This window comes from Enterobacter sp. GER_MD16_1505_Eko_090, from assembly GCF_003331015.1.
Lineage (GTDB): Bacteria > Pseudomonadota > Gammaproteobacteria > Enterobacterales > Enterobacteriaceae > Enterobacter > Enterobacter roggenkampii.
Window position 1 is genome coordinate 59,144 of record NZ_PUQF01000009.1, and the last position, 21,522, is coordinate 80,665.

16 protein-coding genes are annotated in these 21,522 nt (G+C 58.0%); 10 read left to right on the top strand and 6 right to left on the bottom strand.

The window, feature by feature from the left end; all coding sequences use genetic code 11:
* The first annotated feature begins 62 nt into the window (after positions 1-62).
* From greB to feoC, 5 genes are all read left to right on the top strand, one after another.
* On the top strand, positions 63-536 hold the full coding sequence (gene greB, locus C6A40_RS11975; RefSeq protein ID WP_008503048.1) for a transcription elongation factor GreB: 474 nt from the start codon (positions 63-65) through the stop codon (positions 534-536).
* Between the two features lie 88 nt (positions 537-624).
* Positions 625-2,955: a Tex family protein gene (locus tag C6A40_RS11980; protein WP_025910299.1), complete on the top strand. Its 2,331-nt coding sequence runs from the start codon at positions 625-627 to the stop codon at positions 2,953-2,955.
* Between the two features lie 319 nt (positions 2,956-3,274).
* Entirely contained in the window at positions 3,275-3,502 is a 228-nt protein-coding gene (feoA, locus tag C6A40_RS11985) for a ferrous iron transporter A (RefSeq protein ID WP_008503050.1), read from the top strand.
* 30 nt (positions 3,503-3,532) lie between these two features.
* A complete protein-coding gene (feoB, locus tag C6A40_RS11990) occupies positions 3,533-5,851 on the top strand; it encodes a Fe(2+) transporter permease subunit FeoB (protein WP_045333906.1) in 2,319 nt (772 codons plus the stop codon).
* A gap of 12 nt (positions 5,852-5,863) precedes the next feature.
* On the top strand, positions 5,864-6,103 hold the full coding sequence (gene feoC, locus C6A40_RS11995) for a [Fe-S]-dependent transcriptional repressor FeoC (RefSeq protein ID WP_008503052.1): 240 nt from the start codon (positions 5,864-5,866) through the stop codon (positions 6,101-6,103).
* Here the strand turns inward: feoC and bioH are convergent.
* Positions 6,075-6,857: a pimeloyl-ACP methyl ester esterase BioH gene (gene bioH, locus C6A40_RS12000; RefSeq protein WP_008503053.1), complete on the bottom strand. Its 783-nt coding sequence runs from the start codon at positions 6,855-6,857 to the stop codon at positions 6,075-6,077. The two genes, feoC and bioH, sit on opposite strands and share 29 nt — an antisense overlap.
* A 35-nt stretch (positions 6,858-6,892) precedes the next feature.
* Here bioH and gntX point away from each other — a divergent pair, with 35 nt between their 5' ends.
* The 3 genes from gntX to gntT all read left to right on the top strand — a co-directional run bounded on the left by gntX (position 6,893) and on the right by gntT (position 9,846).
* On the top strand, positions 6,893-7,576 hold the full coding sequence (gene gntX / locus C6A40_RS12005; protein ID WP_023326234.1) for a DNA utilization protein GntX: 684 nt from the start codon (positions 6,893-6,895) through the stop codon (positions 7,574-7,576).
* 61 nt (positions 7,577-7,637) lie between these two features.
* Positions 7,638-8,213 carry a Fe-S biogenesis protein NfuA gene (gene nfuA / locus C6A40_RS12010; protein ID WP_008503055.1) on the top strand — a complete coding sequence of 192 codons (576 nt, stop codon included), beginning with the start codon at positions 7,638-7,640 and terminating at the stop codon, positions 8,211-8,213.
* A gap of 316 nt (positions 8,214-8,529) precedes the next feature.
* Positions 8,530-9,846: a gluconate transporter gene (gene gntT / locus C6A40_RS12015; protein WP_013099097.1), complete on the top strand. Its 1,317-nt coding sequence runs from the start codon at positions 8,530-8,532 to the stop codon at positions 9,844-9,846.
* Between the two features lie 87 nt (positions 9,847-9,933).
* Here gntT and malQ read toward each other — a convergent pair whose 3' ends face one another.
* Entirely contained in the window at positions 9,934-12,012 is a 2,079-nt protein-coding gene (gene malQ, locus C6A40_RS12020) for a 4-alpha-glucanotransferase (RefSeq protein WP_023294726.1), read from the bottom strand.
* 9 nt (positions 12,013-12,021) lie between these two features.
* On the bottom strand, positions 12,022-14,415 hold the full coding sequence (gene malP, locus C6A40_RS12025; RefSeq protein WP_039024284.1) for a maltodextrin phosphorylase: 2,394 nt from the start codon (positions 14,413-14,415) through the stop codon (positions 12,022-12,024).
* A gap of 588 nt (positions 14,416-15,003) precedes the next feature.
* Between malP and malT the strand changes: the two genes are divergently transcribed.
* Entirely contained in the window at positions 15,004-17,709 is a 2,706-nt protein-coding gene (gene malT, locus C6A40_RS12030; protein WP_008503059.1) for an HTH-type transcriptional regulator MalT, read from the top strand.
* 85 nt (positions 17,710-17,794) lie between these two features.
* On the opposite strand, the gene C6A40_RS12035 is transcribed toward malT, so the two are convergent.
* From C6A40_RS12035 to glpE, 3 genes are read right to left on the bottom strand one after another with little or no spacing between them, the layout of a single operon-like run.
* The gene (locus C6A40_RS12035) at positions 17,795-18,553 is read right to left on the bottom strand and encodes a DeoR/GlpR family transcriptional regulator (RefSeq protein ID WP_008503060.1); all 759 of its coding nucleotides are present in this window, start codon (positions 18,551-18,553) and stop codon (positions 17,795-17,797) included.
* A 16-nt stretch (positions 18,554-18,569) separates the two neighbouring features.
* Positions 18,570-19,400, bottom strand: a complete 831-nt coding sequence (gene glpG, locus C6A40_RS12040; RefSeq protein ID WP_023345039.1) for a rhomboid family intramembrane serine protease GlpG — start codon at positions 19,398-19,400, stop codon at positions 18,570-18,572.
* Between the two features lie 47 nt (positions 19,401-19,447).
* Complete coding sequence (gene glpE / locus C6A40_RS12045) at positions 19,448-19,780, bottom strand: thiosulfate sulfurtransferase GlpE (RefSeq protein WP_008503062.1); 333 nt, start codon at positions 19,778-19,780, stop codon at positions 19,448-19,450.
* A 188-nt stretch (positions 19,781-19,968) separates the two neighbouring features.
* Between glpE and glpD the strand changes: the two genes are divergently transcribed.
* Positions 19,969-21,477 (top strand): glycerol-3-phosphate dehydrogenase, encoded by a 1,509-nt coding sequence (gene glpD, locus C6A40_RS12050; RefSeq protein WP_021242183.1) that lies wholly within the window; start codon positions 19,969-19,971, stop codon positions 21,475-21,477.
* Positions 21,478-21,522: the final 45 nt, after the last annotated feature.

Consider the following 21,522-nt stretch of genomic DNA (forward strand, 5'->3'; position numbering starts at 1 on the left):
TCTGTTACACTGTGTGGTACGTATTGTGCGCAAAACAGAGAACCGGCAGCAAAGGCAGCACCATGAAAACGCCCCTGATCACCCGCGAAGGGTACGAGAAGCTCAAAAAAGAGATGGATTTCCTCTGGCGCGAAGAGCGTCCTGAGGTGACCAAAAAGGTGACCTGGGCCGCGAGCCTGGGCGATCGCAGCGAAAACGCTGACTACCAGTACAACAAGAAGCGGCTGCGCGAAATTGACCGCCGTGTACGCTATCTGACGAAGTGCCTTGAGAACCTGAAAATCGTCGATTACTCCCCGCAGCAGGAGGGCAAGGTCTTCTTCGGCGCGTGGGTGGAGATTGAAAACGACGACGGTGACACCCTGCGTTTTCGCATCGTCGGCTACGATGAAATTTTTGGTCGTAAGGATTACATCTCCATCGACTCCCCGATGGCCCGCGCGCTGCTGAAAAAGGAAGTGGGCGATCTGGCCGTCGTGCAAACCCCAGCCGGTGAAGCCAGCTGGTACGTTAATGAGATCGTCTACGTAAAATAGTCCGAGAGCGCCCTCCCCGGCTGGCATTTTGCCGTGTCAGCCCGTATAACTATCCCCTGATTTTTTCGACTCAACAGATGATAAAGCCATGATGAAAGATTCGCTCTGCCGCATTATTGCGGGTGAACTTCAGGCCAGAGCCGAACAGGTAGAAGCTGCCGTTCGCCTGCTTGATGAAGGGAACACCGTGCCGTTTATTGCACGCTATCGTAAGGAAGTCACCGGCGGTCTGGATGACACGCAGCTGCGTAACCTGGAAACCCGTCTCGGTTATCTGCGCGAACTGGAAGAACGTCGTCAGGCGATCCTCAAATCTATCGGCGAACAGGGCAAGCTGACCAGCGAACTGGAAAGCGCCATTAACGGCACCCTGAGCAAAACCGAACTCGAAGACCTCTATCTGCCGTACAAGCCGAAGCGCCGCACGCGCGGACAGATTGCAATTGAAGCGGGTCTTGAGCCGCTGGCCGACCTGTTGTGGAACGAGCCGTCCCACGATCCGGATACCGAAGCGGCGAAATTCATCGACGCCGACAAAGGCGTAGCGGACACCAAAGCCGCCCTCGACGGCGCACGCTACATTCTGATGGAGCGCTTCGCTGAAGATGCCGCCCTCCTCGCTAAAGTGCGTGATTATCTGTGGAAGAACGCCCACATCGTCTCTACCGTCGTCGCGGGTAAAGAGGAAGAAGGCGCGAAATTCCGCGACTACTTCGATCACCACGAACCGATTTCCACCACCCCTTCCCACCGCGCGCTGGCAATGTTCCGCGGCCGTAACGAAGGCGTGCTGCAGCTCTCCCTGAACGCCGACCCGCAGTTTGACGAGCCGCCGAAAGAGAGCCACTGCGAGCAGATCATCATCGACCATCTCGGCCTGCGCCTGAACAACGCCCCGGCTGACAGCTGGCGCAAAGGCGTGGTGAGCTGGACCTGGCGCATCAAGGTGCTGATGCACCTCGAAACCGAGCTGATGGGCACCGTGCGCGAACGCGCCGAAGATGAAGCCATCAACGTCTTCGCCCGCAACCTGCACGACCTGCTGATGGCCGCCCCTGCTGGCCTGCGCGCGACCATGGGTCTCGATCCGGGTCTGCGTACCGGTGTAAAAGTCGCTGTCGTTGACGGCACCGGCAAGCTGGTCGCCACAGACACCATCTATCCGCATACCGGCCAGGCAGCGAAAGCGGCCGTCGTGGTAGCGGCGCTGTGCGAAAAATACAACGTCGAACTTGTCGCCATCGGCAACGGTACGGCGTCCCGCGAAACCGAACGTTTCTACCTCGACGTGCAGAAGCAGTTCCCGAAAGTGACGGCGCAGAAAGTGATCGTCAGCGAGGCCGGGGCGTCCGTCTATTCCGCGTCCGAGCTGGCGGCCCAGGAGTTCCCGGACCTGGACGTTTCCCTGCGCGGTGCGGTCTCGATCGCTCGCCGCCTGCAGGATCCGCTGGCGGAACTGGTGAAGATCGACCCGAAATCGATCGGCGTGGGCCAGTATCAGCATGACGTGAGCCAGACTCAGCTGGCGCGCAAGCTGGATGCGGTGGTGGAAGACTGCGTAAACGCCGTTGGCGTTGACCTGAACACCGCCTCCGTCCCTCTGCTGACCCGCGTAGCGGGCTTAACCCGCATGATGGCGCAAAACATCGTCGCCTGGCGCGATGAGAACGGCCAGTTCCAGAACCGTCAGCAGCTGCTGAAGGTAAGCCGTCTGGGGCCAAAAGCGTTTGAGCAGTGCGCGGGCTTCCTGCGCATCAACCACGGCGATAACCCGCTCGATGCCTCCACCGTTCACCCGGAAGCGTACCCGGTGGTGGAACGCATCCTGGCCGCCACCCAGCAGGCGCTGAAGGATCTCATGGGCGACAGCAGCGCCCTGCGCAACCTGAAAGCCGTTGATTTCACTGACGACAAATTTGGTGTGCCAACCGTTACCGACATTATTAAAGAGCTGGAAAAACCGGGCCGCGATCCGCGTCCTGAGTTCAAAACAGCGACCTTTGCTGACGGTATCGAGACCATGAACGACCTGCTGCCAGGGATGGTGCTGGAAGGTGCGGTGACCAACGTCACCAACTTTGGCGCGTTTGTGGATATCGGCGTGCATCAGGATGGCCTGGTCCATATCTCATCCCTTGCCGACAAGTTCGTTGAAGACCCGCACACCGTGGTCAAAGCGGGCGACATCGTGAAGGTCAAAGTGCTGGAAGTGGATCTGCAGCGCAAGCGTATCGCCCTGACCATGCGTCTGGACGAGCAGCCGGGTGACACCAACGCGCGCCGCGGCGGCAACGGCGGGGGCCGCGAGCAGCAGCGTCCGGCCGCGAAAGCCGCGAAGCCGCGTGGACGTGACGCCCAGCCTGCAGGCAACAGCGCGATGATGGATGCGCTGGCGGCCGCGATGGGTAAAAAACGCTAAGGTTGTACATGCCCGGTGGCGCTACGCTTACCGGGCCTACGGTTTTGTAGGCCGGGCAAACGCAGTGCCGCCCGGCAAGCAGGCCGCAGGGAATTAAAATAAATAGCGTGTAGCCATATTTAAACCACGAATTATCACCCCGTTAACAAATACCTCTCTTTTCGTTTTCCCGGCATTTCAGCAAATATTGAGCAAGGTCAAACAGGCCGTAAATTAATACCGTAAACAACATTCCGTCACAGTTTTAATATTGCTGATAAAAACTATTCTCATTATCATCGCATAGTAGATAATTTAACCTTTCGTGGAATCAGGCGTTATGCAATTCACTCCAGACAGTGCATGGAAGATTACCGGTTTTACCCGCGAAATTAGCCCGGCCTATCGGCAAAAGCTGCTGTCGCTTGGCATGCTGCCCGGCTCGTCATTCCAGGTCGTACGCGTGGCGCCGTTAGGCGATCCGGTTCATATCGAAACCCGACGCGTGAATCTGGTCCTGCGTAAAAAAGACCTCGCGTTAATAGAAGTCGAAGCCTTATCCCGATAACAAGCCAGCGGTTTCAGTGAGTCCAGAAAAATGAAAAAGTTAACTATTGGCTTAATTGGCAATCCTAATTCCGGCAAGACTACGCTTTTTAACCAGCTGACCGGGGCTCGCCAGCGCGTGGGCAACTGGGCGGGCGTAACGGTTGAACGTAAAGAGGGCCAGTTCACGACGACAGACAACCAGGTGACGCTGGTTGACCTTCCCGGCACCTACTCCTTAACCACCATTTCGTCGCAAACTTCGCTCGATGAGCAAATCGCCTGTCACTACATTCTTGGCGGCGATGCGGATCTGCTGATCAACGTGGTCGATGCCTCGAACCTCGAGCGTAACCTCTATCTGACGCTGCAGCTGCTGGAGCTGGGTATCCCCTGCATCGTGGCGCTCAACATGCTCGACATCGCAGAGAAACAAAAGCTACGCATCGACGTTGATGCCCTCTCCGCGCGCCTCGGGTGCCCGGTCGTTCCGCTGGTCTCGACGCGCGCGCGCGGTATTGATGCGCTGAAGCTGGCCATTGACCGTCACGCGGGAAATCGCGACGTTGAGCTGGTGCATTACGCCCAGCCTCTCCTGCGCGAAGCCAACGTGCTGGCGCAGGAGATGGACAAAGCCATGCCTGCGAAACAGCGCCTGTGGCTTGGCCTGCAGATGCTGGAAGGGGATATTTACAGCCGCGCTTATGCCGGTCATGCGGCCGATAAGCTGGACGTGACGGTGGCCCGTCTTAGCGACGAGCTGGACGACCCGGCGCTGCACATCGCCGATGCCCGTTACCAGGCTATCGCCTCGATCTGCGACGTGGTCAGTAACGCACTGACGGCAGAACCCAGCCGCTTTACGGCGGCGGTGGATAAGATTGTGCTCAACCGCTTCCTCGGTTTGCCCATCTTCCTGCTGGTGATGTACGTGATGTTCCTGCTCGCCATTAACATCGGTGGCGCGCTGCAGCCGATTTTTGACGCCGGTTCCGTCGCGGTCTTCGTGCACGGCATTCAGTGGGTGGGCTACACCCTGCACTTCCCGGAATGGCTCACCATCTTCCTCGCGCAGGGGATCGGCGGCGGTATCAATACCGTTCTGCCGCTGGTGCCGCAGATCGGCATGATGTACCTGTTCCTCTCGTTCCTGGAAGATTCCGGCTACATGGCGCGCGCGGCGTTCGTGATGGATCGTCTGATGCAGGCGCTGGGCCTGCCGGGCAAATCCTTCGTCCCGCTGATCGTCGGCTTCGGCTGTAACGTGCCGTCGGTGATGGGCGCGCGCACGCTGGATGCACCGCGCGAGCGTCTGATGACCATCATGATGGCGCCGTTTATGTCCTGCGGTGCCCGTCTGGCGATCTTTGCCGTCTTTGCGGCAGCCTTCTTTGGCCAGCAGGGCGCGCTGGCGGTCTTCTCGCTGTATGTCCTGGGCATCGTGATGGCGATCCTGACCGGCTTAATGCTGAAACACACCATCATGCGCGGTGAAGCGTCGCCGTTCGTGATGGAGCTGCCGGTGTACCACGTCCCCCATCTGAAAAGCCTGGCGATCCAGACCTGGCAGCGTCTGAAAGGCTTCGTCCTGCGCGCCGGTAAGGTGATTGTCATCGTCAGCGTTTTCCTGAGCGCGCTGAACAGCTTTACCCTGAGTGGACAGGCAGCGGATAACATTAACGACTCAGCCCTCGCCTCCGTCAGCCGCGTCATCACGCCGGTCTTCAAACCGATTGGCGTGCATGAGGATAACTGGCAGGCAACCGTCGGGCTGTTTACCGGCGCGATGGCAAAAGAGGTGGTTGTCGGTACCCTGAACACGCTATACACCGCCGAGAACATTCAGGAGCAGGAATTTAACCCGGCGGAGTTTCACCTCGGTGACGAACTGCTGGGTGCCGTAGAGGAAACCTGGCAAAGCCTGAAGGACACCTTCAGCCTGAGCGTGCTGGCGAACCCAATTGAGGCGAGCAAAGGCGACGGCGAGATGGCGACCGGTGCCATGGGCGTGATGGGCGAGAAGTTTGGCAGCGCGTCCGCGGCCTACAGCTACCTCATCTTCGTTCTGCTCTATATTCCATGCATCTCCGTGATGGGGGCGATTGCCCGCGAGTCCAGCCGCGGCTGGATGGGCTTCTCCATCCTGTGGGGATTAAACATCGCGTATTCGCTGGCGACGCTGTTTTATCAAACCGTCAATTTCAGCCAGCACCCGCGCTACAGCCTGGTCTGCATTCTCGCGGTTGTGCTGTTTAACGTGATCGTTCTCGGCCTGCTGCGGCGGGCACGCAGCCGCGTCGACATCAACCTGCTGGCAAACCGTAAAACCGCGGCGACCTGCTGCAACAGCCCGGCAGGCGACTGTCACTAAGGAGCACGCCCCATGGCATCGTTGATTCAGGTTCGTGACCTGCTGGCACTGCAGGGGCGAATGGAGGCGAAACAGCTGAGCCTCAGCCTGCATACGCCGCAGCCGATGATCGACGCCATGCTGGAAAGACTGGAAGCCATGGGGAAAGCGGTGCGCATTCAGGAAGAGCCGGACGGTTGTCTGTCCGGCAGCTGTAAACATTGCCCGGAAGGAAAAGCCTGCCTCAGGGAGTGGTGGGCACTGCGCGAATAAAGGCGGACAGCGCCGAACAAAACTCGCCAGGATGTGAAATAAATGGCGCGTGTGCCGCTTTAGCGACCACCATTGATTGGCTTTCCGGCCACAGGTTATCCAGCAGTGGAACCACCTTACGCGGAACCAGTCCGTCCAGATAGCCATACATACGCAGGTGCGGAAGCGCCAGCGACGCCAGCGGTTCACGCAGATCGATCGTCTTGAGTATCTCAAGCCCCCCGTTAAGCACCTCAACGTCAGGCATCGGCAGCGACAGCACGGTCTGCTTCAGCGTGCGCGCGTCCTGACGCGCGGTTTCTGTACCCATCGTCTGCAGCGCGAGAAAACGCTCCACCGTCCGCTGGAAATCGTCGCTTAGCTGCTGCTGGAATCCTGCCAGCACTTCAGGCTTGATCCCCGGCCACGCGTCCTGCGCGCTAAAGCAGGGTGACGAGGCAACGGTAACCAGCGCGCTCACGCGCCCGGGGTTATCCAGCGCAATCTTGCTTGCCACCAGCCCGCCCAGGCTCCAGCCCAGCCAGACAGCGTTTTGCGGCGCGGCGTCCAGAACCTGCTGCGCCATCTCATCAAGCGACATCGCGCCAAAGCCGCGGCTGCGGCCATAACCCGGCAAATCCACCAGATGCAGCGTAAATTGCGAGGCAAGTTCCTCGCTTACGCAACGCCACACCTCAGCATTCAGTCCCCATCCGTGCAGCAGCACAAGATGGCAATTTCCCGTTCCGACGGTCTGCCACCACAGCGTCTTCATCAGTTACTGTTCTCTTTTTCACATGGAGGTTGCACATGCTAACAGTACCTGGGTTGTGCTGGCTATGCCGAATGCCGCTGGCACTCAGCAGGTGGGGCATCTGCTCCGTCTGTACGCGATCGCTGCAATGGCGTATCGGGAGCTGTCCACAATGTGGTTTACCGGCCACAAATCCCTCTTTGCCCTGTGGCCGGTGCCTGAAAAAATCCCCGCCGTGGAGCGCGCTGGTGGCGGTGGATGATTATGTTCCGCCGCTGAGCAGGCTGATTCACGCGCTGAAGTTTTCCGGTCAAAGTTCCCTGGCACAGCCCCTTGCGCGACTGCTACTGCTGGCGGTTTTGCAGGCGCGGCGCCACCGCGCATTGCCGAAAATCGACAGGGTGGTGAATGTCCCCCTCTACCGACGCCGCCACTGGCGACGCGGTTACAATCAGAGCGACCTGATCTGCCGTCCCCTCGCCCGGTGGCTTGGCTGTCAGTATGATGCCCGCGCGCTGACGCGTGTTCATGCCACCGCCATCCAGCATCAGCTCAGCGCCCGGCTTCGCAAAAGAAACCTCAAAAATGCCTTTCGCCTTGAATTGCCGGTCGACGGTCTCCATATCGCGATTGTGGATGATGTCGTCACCACAGGCAGTACCGTTGCTGAACTTTCCCGACTGCTTTTGCAAAGCGGCGCCGCGTCGGTTCAGGTATGGTGTCTGTGCCGTACCTTGTAGCCCTTCTTCAATGGGCGTATGATTATACCCAGGTAATTTAGTCAACTATTAGGCCAAAGCTATGATCCGTATTTCCGATTCTGCACAAGCGCACTTTGCCAAACTGCTGGCAAATCAGGAAGAAGGGACGCAGATCCGTGTGTTTGTGATCAATCCAGGCACGCCGAATGCAGAATGTGGTGTTTCTTATTGTCCTCCGGACGCCGTGGAAGCCACCGACACTGCCCTTAAATTTGAACAGCTCACCGCCTATGTTGATGAGCTGAGCGCACCGTATCTTGAAGATGCGGAGATCGACTTCGTCACCGATCAGCTGGGTTCTCAGCTGACCCTGAAAGCGCCGAACGCGAAAATGCGTAAAGTGTCTGACGATGCCCCGCTGATGGAGCGCGTTGAGTATCTGCTGCAATCCCAGATTAACCCGCAGCTGGCTGGCCATGGCGGTCGTGTTTCCCTGATGGAAATCACCGACGAAGGTTTTGCCATTCTGCAGTTTGGCGGCGGCTGTAACGGCTGTTCAATGGTCGATGTCACCCTGAAAGAAGGGATCGAGAAGCAGCTGCTGAACGAGTTCCCGGAACTGAAAGGCGTGCGTGACCTGACCGAACACCAGCGCGGCGAGCACTCTTACTACTGATTCATTGCCCGTCTGTATTGCCCGGTGGCGCTGCGCTTACCGGGCCTACAAAACCCTGCTCCCCCTCTTCGCTCCCCTCTATATGTTGACCTGCGTCTCATAATTCACATTTTGCCTTCCAGGGTGATTCTCAATCACGTCATGTTACCCGTATCATTCTCATGGGCACTAAGCACACTCATAACAGCCGACTAAACTTAATCGTTTAAAAGGCATCAGTATTAGTGCCGTTACTTCTCTGTTCCCAGTTGGGACAACCGGAATTTGTCGTTGAAACAATGACGTTACCCATAACAATTCAAAGGCCAGGTAAATCATGCCATTAGTCATCGTTGCTATCGGTGTTGTGTTATTACTGCTCTTGATGATCCGCTTCAAAATGAACGGATTTATCGCTCTGGTTCTGGTGGCACTTGCAGTCGGTCTGATGCAGGGGATGCCGCTGGTAAAAGTTATCAGCTCGATTAAAGCCGGTGTCGGCGGCACGCTCGGCAGCCTGGCGCTGATCATGGGCTTCGGCGCCATGCTCGGTAAAATGCTGGCGGACTGCGGTGGCGCCCAGCGTATTGCCACCACGCTTATCGACAAATTTGGTAAGAAGAACATTCAGTGGGCAGTGGTGTTAACCGGCTTTACCGTTGGTTTCGCGCTGTTCTATGAAGTGGGCTTCGTGCTGATGCTGCCGCTGGTGTTCACCATTGCGGCTGCCGCGAGCATCCCGCTGCTGTATGTCGGTGTGCCAATGGCCGCGGCGCTGTCCGTGACCCACGGCTTCCTGCCGCCGCACCCGGGTCCAACCGCTATCGCGACCATCTTCCACGCCGACATGGGTAAAACCCTGCTGTTCGGTACGATTCTGGCGATCCCAACGGTGATTCTGGCAGGCCCGGTTTATGCCCGCTTCCTGAAAGGCATTGATAAGCCGATTCCGGAAGGTCTGTACAGCGCCAAAACCTTCACCGAAGAAGAGATGCCTGGCTTTGGCGTCAGCGTCTGGACCTCTCTGGTACCGGTGATCCTGATGGCGATGCGCGCCGTGGCAGAGATGGTTCTGCCAAAAGGTCATGCGTTCCTGTCCGTTGCAGAATTCCTGGGTGACCCGGTGATGGCAACGCTGATTGCCGTGCTGATCGCGATGTTCACTTTCGGTCTGAACCGCGGCCGCTCCATGGATCAGATCAACGACACGCTGACCTCTTCCATCAAAATCATTGCCATGATGCTGCTGATCATCGGCGGTGGCGGTGCGTTCAAACAGGTTCTGGTCGACAGCGGCGTGGACAAATACATCGCTGCCATGATGCATGAAACCAACGTGTCGCCGCTTCTGATGGCCTGGTCTATTGCCGCGGTTCTGCGTATTGCGCTGGGTTCTGCGACCGTTGCAGCGATCACCGCAGGCGGCATCGTTGCGCCGCTGATTGCCACCACGGGCGTGAGCCCTGAGCTGATGGTTATCGCCGTCGGTTCCGGTAGCGTGATTTTCTCTCACGTAAACGATCCGGGCTTCTGGCTGTTCAAGGAGTACTTCAACCTGACGATCGGTGAAACCATCAAGTCCTGGTCCGCGCTGGAAACCATTATTTCGGTGTGCGGTCTGGTCGGGGTGCTGCTGCTGAATATGGTGGTCTGATGCCCTAAGTCGGGTGGCGGCTACGCCTTACCCGACCTACATGAGCACCACCTGATAATAAAAAACCCGCCACTGGCGGGTTTTTTATCACTTCTTACCAGCAGCTTTTCGCCGCTTATCCAAATCCTTGATCAGCCTGTTCACCCCGTCATCGGCAAACATCGCCTCAAGCGTGGTGGACAGCTTGCGACGCCAGTTCTTGTACTGATAGCTGGTACCCGGAATGTTCACCGGCTCCGCCATATCAATCCAGTCTTCCGGCTGCAGGCCCAGCAGCGCACTGTTGCTGTCGGCAATATAGCGCTGCAAACCGCGGTTGAGTGTCGCAGTCATCGCCATCAGCGACGCTTTATGCCCGGCGCGCTTCGGCAGACAGCCATGCTTATGCAGCGCATCCAGCAGCCCCTGTTTGGAGAGCTCGCGATCCTGATAAAGACCGCGTAACACCTCTTCGTCAGGATACAGGCCCAGCGTTTTGCCAAGGGTCAGATCGCCGCTTTCCCAATAGCCACGAAGCGTAGGAAGGTCATGCGTCGTCGCGACTGCCATTGACTGTTCAGGGTACGCTTGCGGCGCGCGGAAGGTTTTCTCATGGTCGTTTTCAAAATAGAGCACTTTATAGGAGTAGACGCCGCTGTCGCGGAGCTTGCTGACAATCTCCACCGGCACGGTACCGAGATCTTCACCGATCACCATGCACTGGTGACGCTTGCTTTCCAGGGCCAGGATCGACAGCAGATCGTCAACCGGATACTGCACGTATGCCCCGTGATCCGCCGTTTCACCGTACGGGATCCACCACAGGCGCAGCACGGACATCACGTGGTCAATACGCAGCGCCCCGCAGTTCTGCATGTTGGCGCGCAGCAGGTCGATAAACGGCTCGTAGGCGCGCGCCGCCATGACGTGTGGATCCATCGGCGGTAAGCCCCAGTTCTGGCCGAGCGGCCCCAGGATATCCGGTGGCGCGCCGACGGAGGCCTTCAGGCAGTAGAGTTCACGGTCGCACCAGGTTTCCGCGCCGCCCTCTGCCACACCGACGGCCAGATCGCGGTACAGGCCAATCGGCATTTTATAGCCCTGGCTCACCTGCCAGCAGGCGGCAAACTGGCTGTACGCCAGCCACTGCAGCCACAGGTAGAAGTCCACTTCATCGGCATATTTTTTACAGAACGCTTTCACTTCCGGCGTGTCGACGGATTGATACGCTTCAGGCCAGACCGGCCAGCCCCAGCGCATTTCGTCCTCTTTCACCTGATACGCGTGCAGCGCATCGAACGCCGCCTGCCAGTACAGGCTCTCGCCCTCCTGCGTCACGAACTGGCGGAACGCCGCCATCTGCTCGTCATCGCGCTGAGAAAAGCCTTTCCACGCCAGACGCAGCGCGGCCATTTTCAGCGCCGTGACGGTGGAATAGTCCACCCAGTCGGCTTCGCGCGCCTGCTTCAGCGCCTGCTGCGTGGTACTGAGTTTCCACCAGGCCTGCGCCTCCTGGCTGTTTTTGAAGTCATCTAAGGCGTTAACGTCGATATAAATCACGTTCAGCCAGCGACGGGAGGACGGGCTGTACGGGCTGGCGCTCTCCGGGTTTGCCGGATAGAGGGCGTGGATCGGGTTGAGGCCGATAAACGCGCCGCCGCGCTCGCCCACGGATGCCAGCATGTTCTTTAGATCGCCAAAATCACCGATCCCCCAGTTGCTGTCGGAGCGCAGCGTGTAGAGCTGCACGCAGGCGCCCCACAGCTTTTTCCCTTCGAGCAGCGCCTGCGGCTCGTAGCAGCGTTTTGGCGCGACGATCACCCGGCAGTGGAAACGCCGATCGTCCTGGGTGAGCGTCAGGGTGTGGTAGCCCTCCGGCAGCTTCGCCGGAAGGTTAAGGGTTTTGCCGCCGGTGGCGTGGCCTTTGTGCTGATGCCCCTCTTCGGTCGTGAGCAGCCAGCTAAACTCGCCGCGCCCTTCCACCGCGAGCGGCATCTTTTTACCTGCGGTGAATACCTTCACGTTCGGCACCGGCGCAGCCGACGCTTTCGCGTCGGTTTTGTGCATGGCATCCAGCAAACGTCTTTTGGTGTCGGCGCCAATAGACTGTGGTTTGCCGTGAGCATTAATGTAACTGAGGCTAATTCCCGCCGCCTGCGCGGCACTGTCCAGACGTTTACTCTCCATCGCGCTTCCTTAGCGTTTTGCCTGCCAGATACGGGCCTGATAATCACGGATTGAGCGGTCAGAGCTGAACATACCGCAGCGGGCGGTGTTCAGGATGCACGCCCGGGTCCACGCTTCCTGGTCGCGATACAGCACGTCGACCTGTTTTTGCGCTTCAACGTAGGCCGTGAAGTCCGCCATGACCAGATACGGGTCACCGCCGTGTTTGTCCATGCTGTGCAGCATCTGGTCAAACGCGTGCTTGTCGCCGTCGCTGTATTTGCCGCTCTCCAGCTCCTTCAGCACCGCGTCCAGCACTTTGTCTTTCTTACGCCATTTCACCGGGTCGTAGCCTTTGGCCTTGATGGCTTTCACCTCTTCCACGGTGTGGCCGAAGATAAAGATATTCTCTTCGCCCACCTTCTCGGCGATTTCGACGTTCGCCCCGTCCAGCGTGCCGACGGTCAGCGCGCCGTTCAGCGCCAGCTTCATGTTGCCGGTACCGGAGGCTTCTTTTCCTGCGGTTGAGATCTGCTCGGAGATATCCGCCGCCGGGATCAGCATTTCAGCCGCCGAGACGCAGTAATCCGGCAGGAACACCACCTTCAGCTTGTCGCCCACGTTCGGATCGCTGTTGATCGCCGCCGCCACTTTATTGATGGCGAGGATAATGTTTTTCGCCAGGTAGTAGCCCGGCGCCGCCTTCGCGCCGAACAGGAACACGCGCGGCACGCGGTCAGCCTGCGGGTTCTCGCGGATCTCTTTGTACAGCGCCAGAATGTGCAGCAGGTTCAGGTGCTGACGTTTGTACTCGTGCAGGCGTTTGATCTGGATATCGAAAATCGCATTTGGGTTGATCTCAATCCCGGTGCGCGCTTTCACGAACGCCGCCAGGCGAACTTTGTTCTCCAGCTTGATCGCGCGGTACTGTTCGCGGAATTTCGCGTCGTCAGCGTATTTTTCCAGGTTGATGAGCTGGTCCAGATCGTTGGCCCACTCTTTCTTCAGGGTCTTGTCCAGCAGGCCAGCCAGCAGCGGGTTGCACTGCTTGATCCAGCGACGCGGCGTGATGCCGTTGGTCACGTTGTGGAATTTGGTCGGCCACAGCTGGTGGTATTCCGGGAACAGATCTTTGACCACCAGATCCGAGTGCAGCGCCGCCACGCCGTTCACCGCAAAGCCGCTCACTACGCACATGTTCGCCATGCGTACCTGCTTATCGTGAACCACCGCCAGCTTCGCCCAGACCGCTTTGTTGCCCGGCCAGGTTTTATCCACCAGGGTTTTAAACTGGTCGTTAATCTTGTTGATGATCTGCATGTGGCGCGGCAGCAGCGCTTTCACCAGCTTCTCATCCCAGCACTCGAGCGCTTCCGGCATCAGGGTGTGGTTGGTGTAGGCAAAGGTACGGCTGGTGATGGCCCAGGCGTCGTCCCAGCTCAGTTGATGCTCGTCAATCAGCACGCGCAGCAGTTCCGGGATGGCAATGGTCGGGTGCGTGTCGTTGAGCTGAATGACTTCGAAGTCCGGCAGCTGCGCCAGCTTGCGGCCCGCCAGGTGATGGCGACGCAGAATGTCCGCCACGGAGCAGGCGCACTGGAAGTACTGCTGCATCAGGCGCAGCTTTTTACCGGCCAGGTGGTTGTCGTTCGGGTAGAGGACTTTGGTCAGCTTCTCGGCGTCGATGCCCTGCTGCTCGGCACGCAGGAAATCGCCGTCGTTAAATTTGGTCAGGTTAAACGGATGGGCGTGCTTCGCCTGCCACAGACGCAGCGGCTGCGCCACGCCGTTACGGTAGCCAAGCACCGGCAGATCCCAGGCTTCGCCGGTAATGGTGAACGCAGGTTCCCAGAGGCCTTGCTTCGTCACTTTCCCGCCAATGCCAACCTGCACGTCCAGCTGCGCGTTATGACGGAACCACGGGTAGGTATTGCGATGCCAGTCGTCCGGCGCTTCCATCTGATGGCCGTCAGCGAAGGACTGACGGAACAGGCCGTACTGGTAGTTCAGACCGTAACCAATCGCCGACTGGCCGACGGTCGCCATGGAATCCAGGAAACAGGCCGCCAGACGACCCAGGCCACCGTTGCCCAGCGCCGGGTCAATCTCTTCTTCCAGCAGATCGGTCAGGTTAATGTCGTGTTCTTTAAGAACGTCACCAACCTCCTGATACCAGCCGAGGTTCAACAGGTTGTTGCCCGTCAGACGGCCAATCAGGAACTCCATTGAAATGTAGTTTACATGGCGCTGCCCGTTTGCCGGTTTTGCCAGAGGTTGAGCATCCAGCTGCTCTGCGAGCGCACCGCTCACTGCCTGCCACCACTGGTGAGGCGTCATCTCGTTTGCAGCATGAAGGCCAAAACGCTGCCACTGACGCGTCAGGGCAGCCTGGAATTGAGCTTTGTTGAAGGTAGGCTGTGACATAGGGGATCGGCATCCTTTAGAAAGAAAACACAAGTTGGCGCTAGTGTGCCTGGCTCATTTCACCTCTTCCTCCTCCCGTAGGGGATTAGACAGGGAGGAGTAGCGGGGATGAGCAGAAAAGTGTGATCAAGGCCACTCTCAGAGCATAGTTCGAGTGTGCCCGGAAGATAAAAAAGTAACCGAGGAGAATGTCAAAGAAATGAAATGCAGTTTCGGATGAAATTAAACCCTGCCGAAATAATTACTTACCTGGAATAATATTTTTGCAACAGGATGTCATGACGATGAAAGATATTATTCTCGCTGAACTTTACCCACACTTTATTAAATTTGACGTCACTATCCCTTCCTGAAACCAGTTTCAGCGCAGCCGCAGCACAACCATACAAGCCAGCATTGACGCGGCATTAAAGCCCTTTCCAGAAAGTTCCATCATCTGCCTGAATGTTTTGTGACAGAGTGCAAATTCAGAGCCACCAAATCCAGACATAACTTGCAATAGTTCTCTTTCTGACCGACCTTATATCGTATTAATTACGAAGCGCAAAAAAAATAAAATCTCTCGTTCCCCACAGTGAAGTGAAACCTATGTTGATTCCGTCTAAATTAAGTCGCCCGGTTCGTCTTGACCATACAGTGGTCCGCGAGCGTCTGTTGGCTAAACTTTCCGGCGCGCATAATTTCCGACTGGCGCTGGTTACGAGCCCTGCAGGTTATGGAAAAACAACGCTCATCTCGCAATGGGCCGCAGGTAAGAGCGATCTTGGCTGGTACTCCCTTGATGAGGGCGATAACCAGCAAGAACGTTTTGCCAGCTATCTGATTGCCGCCATACAGCAAGCCACCCATGGACACTGCGTCGCCAGTGAGGTGATGGTGCAAAAGCGCCAGTACGCCAGCCTGTCCTCCCTTTTCTCTCAGCTGTTTATCGAACTGGCTGAATGGCATCGCCCGCTTTACGTGGTGATTGATGATTACCATCTCATCACTAACCCGGTGATTCATGAATCGATGCGTTTCTTCCTGCGCCATCAGCCGGAAAACCTGACGTTAGTGGTGCTGTCACGCAACCTGCCGCAGTTGGGTATTGCCAACCTGCGCGTGCGCGATCAGCTTCTGGAAGTGGGTAGCCAACAGCTTGCTTTTACCCACCAGGAAGCGAAACAGTTCTTCGACTGCCGCCTGAACTCACCGATTGAGGCCGCCGAAAGCAGCCGTCTGTGTGATGACGTCGCAGGCTGGGCAACGGCGCTGCAGCTGATTGCCCTCTCTGCCCGGCAAAACAACAGTCCGGCGCATCAGTCAGCGCGCCGCCTGGCCGGCATCAACGCCAGCCACCTCTCTGATTACCTGGTGGATGAGGTGCTGGACAGCGTCGATCCCTCGACGCGTAATTTCCTGCTGAAAAGCTCGCTGCTGCGCTCCATGAACGATGCGCTGATCGTGCGGGTGACGGGCTGTGAAAACGGTCAGCTTCAGCTCGAAGAGATTGAACGTCAGGGCCTTTTCCTGACGCGCATGGACGATCCCGGCGAGTGGTTTAGCTATCATCCGCTGTTTGGTAGCTTCCTGCGCCAGCGCTGTCAGTGGGAGCTGGCGGTTGAACTGCCGGAGATCCACCGCGCCGCTGCCGAAAGCTGGATGGCACAGGGCTTCCCGAGCGAGGCCATCCACCACGCGCTCGCCGCCGGGGATGCCAGCATGCTGCGCGATATCCTCCTCAATCACGCGTGGGGCCTGTTTAACCACAGCGAGCTGACCCTGCTGGAAGAGTCCCTCAAAGCCCTGCCGTGGGAAAGCCTGCTTGAGAATCCGCGTCTGGTGCTGCTGCAGGCCTGGCTGATGCAGAGCCAGCATCGCTACAGCGAAGTGAACACCCTGCTGGCGCGCGCCGAGCAGGAGATGGAAAGCGAGATGGATACCACCCTGCACGGCGAGTTCAACGCGCTGCGCGCTCAGGTGGCCATTAACGACGGCGATCCGGACGAAGCGGAACGGCTGGCGATGGTCGCGCTGGATGAACTGCCGCTGGCCAACTTCTACAGCCGCATCGTGGCGACCTCCGTCCACGGTGAAGTGCTGCACTGCAAGGGCGATCTCACGCGCTCGCTTTCACTGATGCAGCAAACCGAACAGATGGCGCGTCGTCATGATGTCTGGCACTACGCGCTGTGGAGCCTGATCCAGCAGAGCGAGATTTTATTCGCGCAGGGGTTCCTGCAGGCCGCCTGGGAAAACCAGGAGAAAGCGTTCCAGCTGATTCGCGAGCAGCATCTGGAACAGCTGCCGATGCACGAGTTCCTGCTGCGTATTCGCGCTCAATTACTGTGGGCATGGTCGCGTCTGGATGAAGCAGAAAGCTGCGCCCGCCAGGGTGTGGATGTTCTTTCCAGTTTCCAGCCTCAGCAGCAGCTGCAGTGCCTGGCGCTGCTGGTGCAGTGCTCGCTGGCGCGCGGCGATCTCGATAACGCCCGCAACCATCTTAACCGCCTGGAAAACCTGCTCGGCAACGGCCAGTATCATAGCGACTGGGTGTCAAACGCCGACAAGGTCCGGGTGATTTACTGGCAGATGACCGGCGATAAAAAATCCGCCGCCAACTGGCTGCGTCAGACGCCAAAACCGGAATTTGCCAACAACCACTTCCTGCAGAGCCAGTGGCGCAACATTGCCCGCGCGCAGATCCTGCTCGGTGAATTAGAGCCCGCTGAGATTGTGCTGGAAGAGCTGAACGAGAACGCGCGCAGCCTGCGCCTGATGAGCGACCTGAACCGCAACCTGCTGTTGCAAAATCAGCTCTACTGGCAGGCGGGCCGTAAAAACGATGCCCAGCGCGTGCTGCTGGAGGCGCTACAGCTGGCAAACCGCACCGGGTTTATCAGCCACTTTGTGATTGAAGGGGAAGTGATGGCCCAGCAGCTGCGTCAGCTTATTCAGCTCAACACGCTGCCGGAGCTGGATCAGCATCGCGCCCAGCGTATTCTGCGCGAGATTAACCAGCATCATCGCCACAAGTTTGCGCATTTCGATGAGAACTTCGTTGAACGTCTGCTAAACCACCCTGAAGTGCCGGAGCTTATCCGCACCAGTCCGCTTACCCAGCGCGAATGGCAGGTTCTGGGGCTGATCTATTCAGGCTACAGCAACGAGCAGATTGCCGGCGAGCTGGCGGTGGCGGCGACCACCATCAAAACGCATATCCGCAACCTGTACCAGAAGCTGGGCGTGGCGCATCGTCAGGATGCGGTGCAGCATGCGCAGCAGCTGTTGAAGATGATGGGGTACGGCGTTTAGTTTTGTGCGGTCTGATGCCCTCTCCCACAGGGAGAGGGAGAACAATTTGTAGGTCGGGTAAGCGCAGCGCCACCCGACACAACCGTTAGCACAGTTCCAGCTGCAAATTATTATCTTTAATTACCTGCATCACGCCCGCCGGCGGCATCACGTCGGTATAGACCGCATCCACCATGCTGATGCTGCCCATGTTCACCATCGCGTTACGGCCAAACTTCGAGTGATCCACCACCAGCATCACGTGGCGTGAGTTTTCAATGATCGCGCGCTTGGTGCGCACCTCGTGGTAATCAAACTCCAGCAGCGAACCGTCGCTGTCGATGCCGCTGATGCCCAGAATGCCGAAGTCGAGGCGGAACTGAGAGATAAAGTCGAGGGTCGCTTCACCGATAATCCCGCCGTCGCGGCTGCGTAGCTCGCCGCCCGCGAGGATGATGCGGAAGTCGTCTTTTTGCATCAGGGTATTGGCGACGTTCAGGTTGTTGGTGACCACGCGCAGGTTCTCGTGATCCAGCAGCGCATGGGCGACCGCTTCCGGCGTGGTGCCGATATCAATAAACAGCGTCGCCCCGTTCGGGATCTGGCTGGCGACCTTGCGGGCAATGCGCTCTTTCTCCGCCGTCTGCGTCGCTTTTCGGTCGTGCCAGGAGGTGTTGACCGAGCTGGACGGCAGCGCCGCGCCGCCGTGGTGGCGAAGGATGCGGTTCTGATCGGCCAGGTCGTTCAGGTCACGACGGATGGTTTGTGGGCTGACGGCAAACTGCTCCACCAGCTCTTCGGTGCTGACGTATCCCTGTTTTTTTACCAGTTCGATAATGGCGTCATGACGTTGTGTTTGTTTCATCAATTATCCCTGAGAATTATGTTCGTTTTCGCGCATGGAGCGTGTCGGCAAAGGCCATCGCCAGCCCCACGGCCAGCCCGGCGACGTGCGCACCGTTGGCGATAGACATACCAAACAGATCAAACCATCCGGCAATTAGCCATATTAACGCAAAGGTTATCAATCCGCGTTGCAGATAGATGCCGCTTTGCGGATCGCGCTCCCCGCGAAGCCAGACGTAGCCCATCAGGGCATAGACGACACCCGACAGCCCGCCAAACCACGGGCCGCTGAACTTGTGCTGTACGTAGCCGCTCAACAGGGCGCTGATGATGGTGATAACGATCAGCTTGCCGCTGCCCAGACGCTTTTCAACGGCACCGCCGAGATACCACCACCAGAGCAGGTTGAAGAGGATATGCATCACCGAGAAGTGCATCAGCGCGTGGCTAAAGTAGCGCCATACGTCAAACTCAAGCGACGGATCATAGGGCCACGCCAGGGCAATCATCACGCTCTGGTCGCCGACCACGTTCATGATAATAAAGACGATGATGCAGGCCGCCATCAGCAGCAGCGTAAACGGGCCCGCGCGCTCGCGAAGGGTGGCGAGGAAGGGGAAGCGGCTGTAGTGCAATCCGCTGCCGGTCTGGCCGGATTGCCAGCTGGCCGCGAGATAGCGCGGGTCGCCAGGGTTCTCAAGAAAACGCGCCAGCTCCTCGTTTACCCGCCCGGCCTGGCTCTCATCGGCCAGCCAGACGTCGGTCTGCGTATGTTGCTGAATAGTAAGAATAACGCCCTGCGTCGCCATATAGTCGACAAACGCCTGGGCGACGCGCGGGTTGGTAAAAGAGGTGATCATCAACATGGGCAGCGGTCGCTTATTTCCACACAAAAGGGGACAGTATAGCGGGATCAGCGCTCAAACGCGTATTCCACTTCCGCCGGGAAATGACGATGCCAGGCATCGAAACCGCCGTCGACGCTGTAAACCGCGTCGTAACCCTGCTGAAGCAGATACTGCGCCGCGCCTTTGCTGCTGTTGCCGTGGTAGCACATGACCATCACCGGCGTGTCGAAGTCGTTATCGCGCATAAACGCGCCCAGCGTGTCGTTGGTAAGATGAAACGCGCCCGGCGTATGGCCCATCGCAAAACTCTGCGGATCGCGGATGTCCACCAGCACCGCTTTTCCCTGGTGCATCTTCTGGTGGGCTTCTTCTACGTTAATACATTCAAACTGATCCATGGTGTTCTCTTAACAGTGGTCAACGACAAGATTTTACCCCGTAGTGTACGTCCTGGCGGCGGGTAAACGCCATTATGTTATCCATATCACTCTAAATTGTTTTTTTGATGTTACCAAAAGCGCGTTCCTTTGCTATTATGAGCGATATCGAACATTTCTGAGCTTTAACGAAAGTGCATGAGGGTGTTATGGAAACCAAAGATCTGATTGTGATAGGCGGTGGCATCAACGGTGCCGGTATTGCGGTCGATGCCGCAGGACGCGGTTTATCCGTACTGATGCTGGAAGCTAACGATCTCGCCTGCGCGACGTCGTCCGCCAGCTCCAAACTGATTCACGGTGGCCTGCGCTACCTGGAACACTACGAATTCCGCCTGGTCAGCGAAGCGCTGGCCGAACGTGAAGTGCTGCTGAAAATGGCCCCGCATCTGGCGATTCCGATGCGCTTCCGCCTGCCCCATCGCCCGCATCTGCGTCCGGCGTGGATGATCCGCATTGGTCTGTTTATGTACGATCATCTGGGTAAACGCACCAGCCTCCCGGGTTCGAAAGGGTTGCGTTTTGGCTCAGAATCGGTCCTTAAGCCAGAAATTGTGCGCGGATTCGAATATTCCGACTGCTGGGTGGACGATGCCCGCCTGGTGCTGGCGAACGCGCAGATGGTTGAGAAGAAAGGCGGCGAGGTGAAAACCCGCACCCGCGCGACCGCTGCCCGTCGTGAAAACGGCCTGTGGATTGTCGAAGCGGAAGATATCGATACCGGCGAGAAGTTCAGCTGGAAAGCGCGCGGCCTGGTGAACGCCACCGGCCCGTGGGTGAAGCAGTTCTTTGACGACGGCATGCATCTGCCATCCCCGTACGGCATCCGCCTGATCAAGGGCAGCCACATTGTGGTGCCGCGCGTGCATACCCAGAAGCAGGCGTACATCCTGCAGAACGAAGACAAGCGCATCGTGTTCGTCATCCCGTGGATGGACGAATTCTCGATCATCGGCACCACCGACGTGGAGTACAAAGGCGATCCGAAGAACGTTGAGATCGACGAGAGCGAAGTGAACTACCTGCTCAAAGTGTATAACGCGCACTTTAAGAAACAGCTGTCGCGCGACGACGTGGTCTGGACCTACTCCGGCGTGCGTCCGCTGTGCGATGACGAGTCTGACTCACCGCAGGCCATCACCCGCGACTATACGCTCGATATTCACGACGTAGACGGTCAGGCGCCGCTGCTGTCCGTGTTTGGCGGCAAGCTCACCACCTACCGCAAGCTGGCCGAGCACGCGCTGGAAAAACTGGCGCCGTACTACAAAGGCATTGGCCCGGCATGGACCAAAGGCGCGGTACTGCCCGGCGGTGATATCGGCGATAACCGCGATGATTACGCCGCGAAGCTGCGCCGTCGCTTCCCGTTCATCACCGAAGGGATGGCGCGCCACTATGCCCGCACCTACGGCAGCAATACCGAGCTGATCCTGGGTGATGCAAAAGAGATTGCCGATCTGGGCGAGCATTTCGGCCACGAGCTGTACGAAGCCGAGCTGCGTTATCTGGTTGAGCACGAGTGGGTGCGTCGTCTGGATGATGCTATCTGGCGCCGTACCAAAGAAGGGATGTGGCTCAACGCCGAACAGCAGTCTCGCGTGGCGCAGTGGTTGCTGCAACATGCGGCGAAACGTGAGCTGTCGCTGGCGTCCTAATACAAAAAAGCCGGGTGGCGGCTCCGCCTTACCCGGCCTACTCGA

Coding starts and splice junctions, on each gene's coding strand:
- glpE (WP_008503062.1), bottom strand. CDS start 19,780: ATGGATCAGTTTGAATGTATTAACGTAGAAGAAGCCCACCAGAAGATG.
- nfuA (WP_008503055.1), top strand. CDS start 7,638: ATGATCCGTATTTCCGATTCTGCACAAGCGCACTTTGCCAAACTGCTG.
- malP (WP_039024284.1), bottom strand. CDS start 14,415: ATGTCACAGCCTACCTTCAACAAAGCTCAATTCCAGGCTGCCCTGACG.
- feoA (WP_008503050.1), top strand. CDS start 3,275: ATGCAATTCACTCCAGACAGTGCATGGAAGATTACCGGTTTTACCCGC.
- greB (WP_008503048.1), top strand. CDS start 63: ATGAAAACGCCCCTGATCACCCGCGAAGGGTACGAGAAGCTCAAAAAA.
- glpD (WP_021242183.1), top strand. CDS start 19,969: ATGGAAACCAAAGATCTGATTGTGATAGGCGGTGGCATCAACGGTGCC.
- C6A40_RS12035 (WP_008503060.1), bottom strand. CDS start 18,553: ATGAAACAAACACAACGTCATGACGCCATTATCGAACTGGTAAAAAAA.
- C6A40_RS11980 (WP_025910299.1), top strand. CDS start 625: ATGATGAAAGATTCGCTCTGCCGCATTATTGCGGGTGAACTTCAGGCC.
- gntX (WP_023326234.1), top strand. CDS start 6,893: ATGCTAACAGTACCTGGGTTGTGCTGGCTATGCCGAATGCCGCTGGCA.
- malT (WP_008503059.1), top strand. CDS start 15,004: ATGTTGATTCCGTCTAAATTAAGTCGCCCGGTTCGTCTTGACCATACA.
- feoC (WP_008503052.1), top strand. CDS start 5,864: ATGGCATCGTTGATTCAGGTTCGTGACCTGCTGGCACTGCAGGGGCGA.
- bioH (WP_008503053.1), bottom strand. CDS start 6,857: ATGAAGACGCTGTGGTGGCAGACCGTCGGAACGGGAAATTGCCATCTT.
- gntT (WP_013099097.1), top strand. CDS start 8,530: ATGCCATTAGTCATCGTTGCTATCGGTGTTGTGTTATTACTGCTCTTG.
- malQ (WP_023294726.1), bottom strand. CDS start 12,012: ATGGAGAGTAAACGTCTGGACAGTGCCGCGCAGGCGGCGGGAATTAGC.
- feoB (WP_045333906.1), top strand. CDS start 3,533: ATGAAAAAGTTAACTATTGGCTTAATTGGCAATCCTAATTCCGGCAAG.
- glpG (WP_023345039.1), bottom strand. CDS start 19,400: ATGTTGATGATCACCTCTTTTACCAACCCGCGCGTCGCCCAGGCGTTT.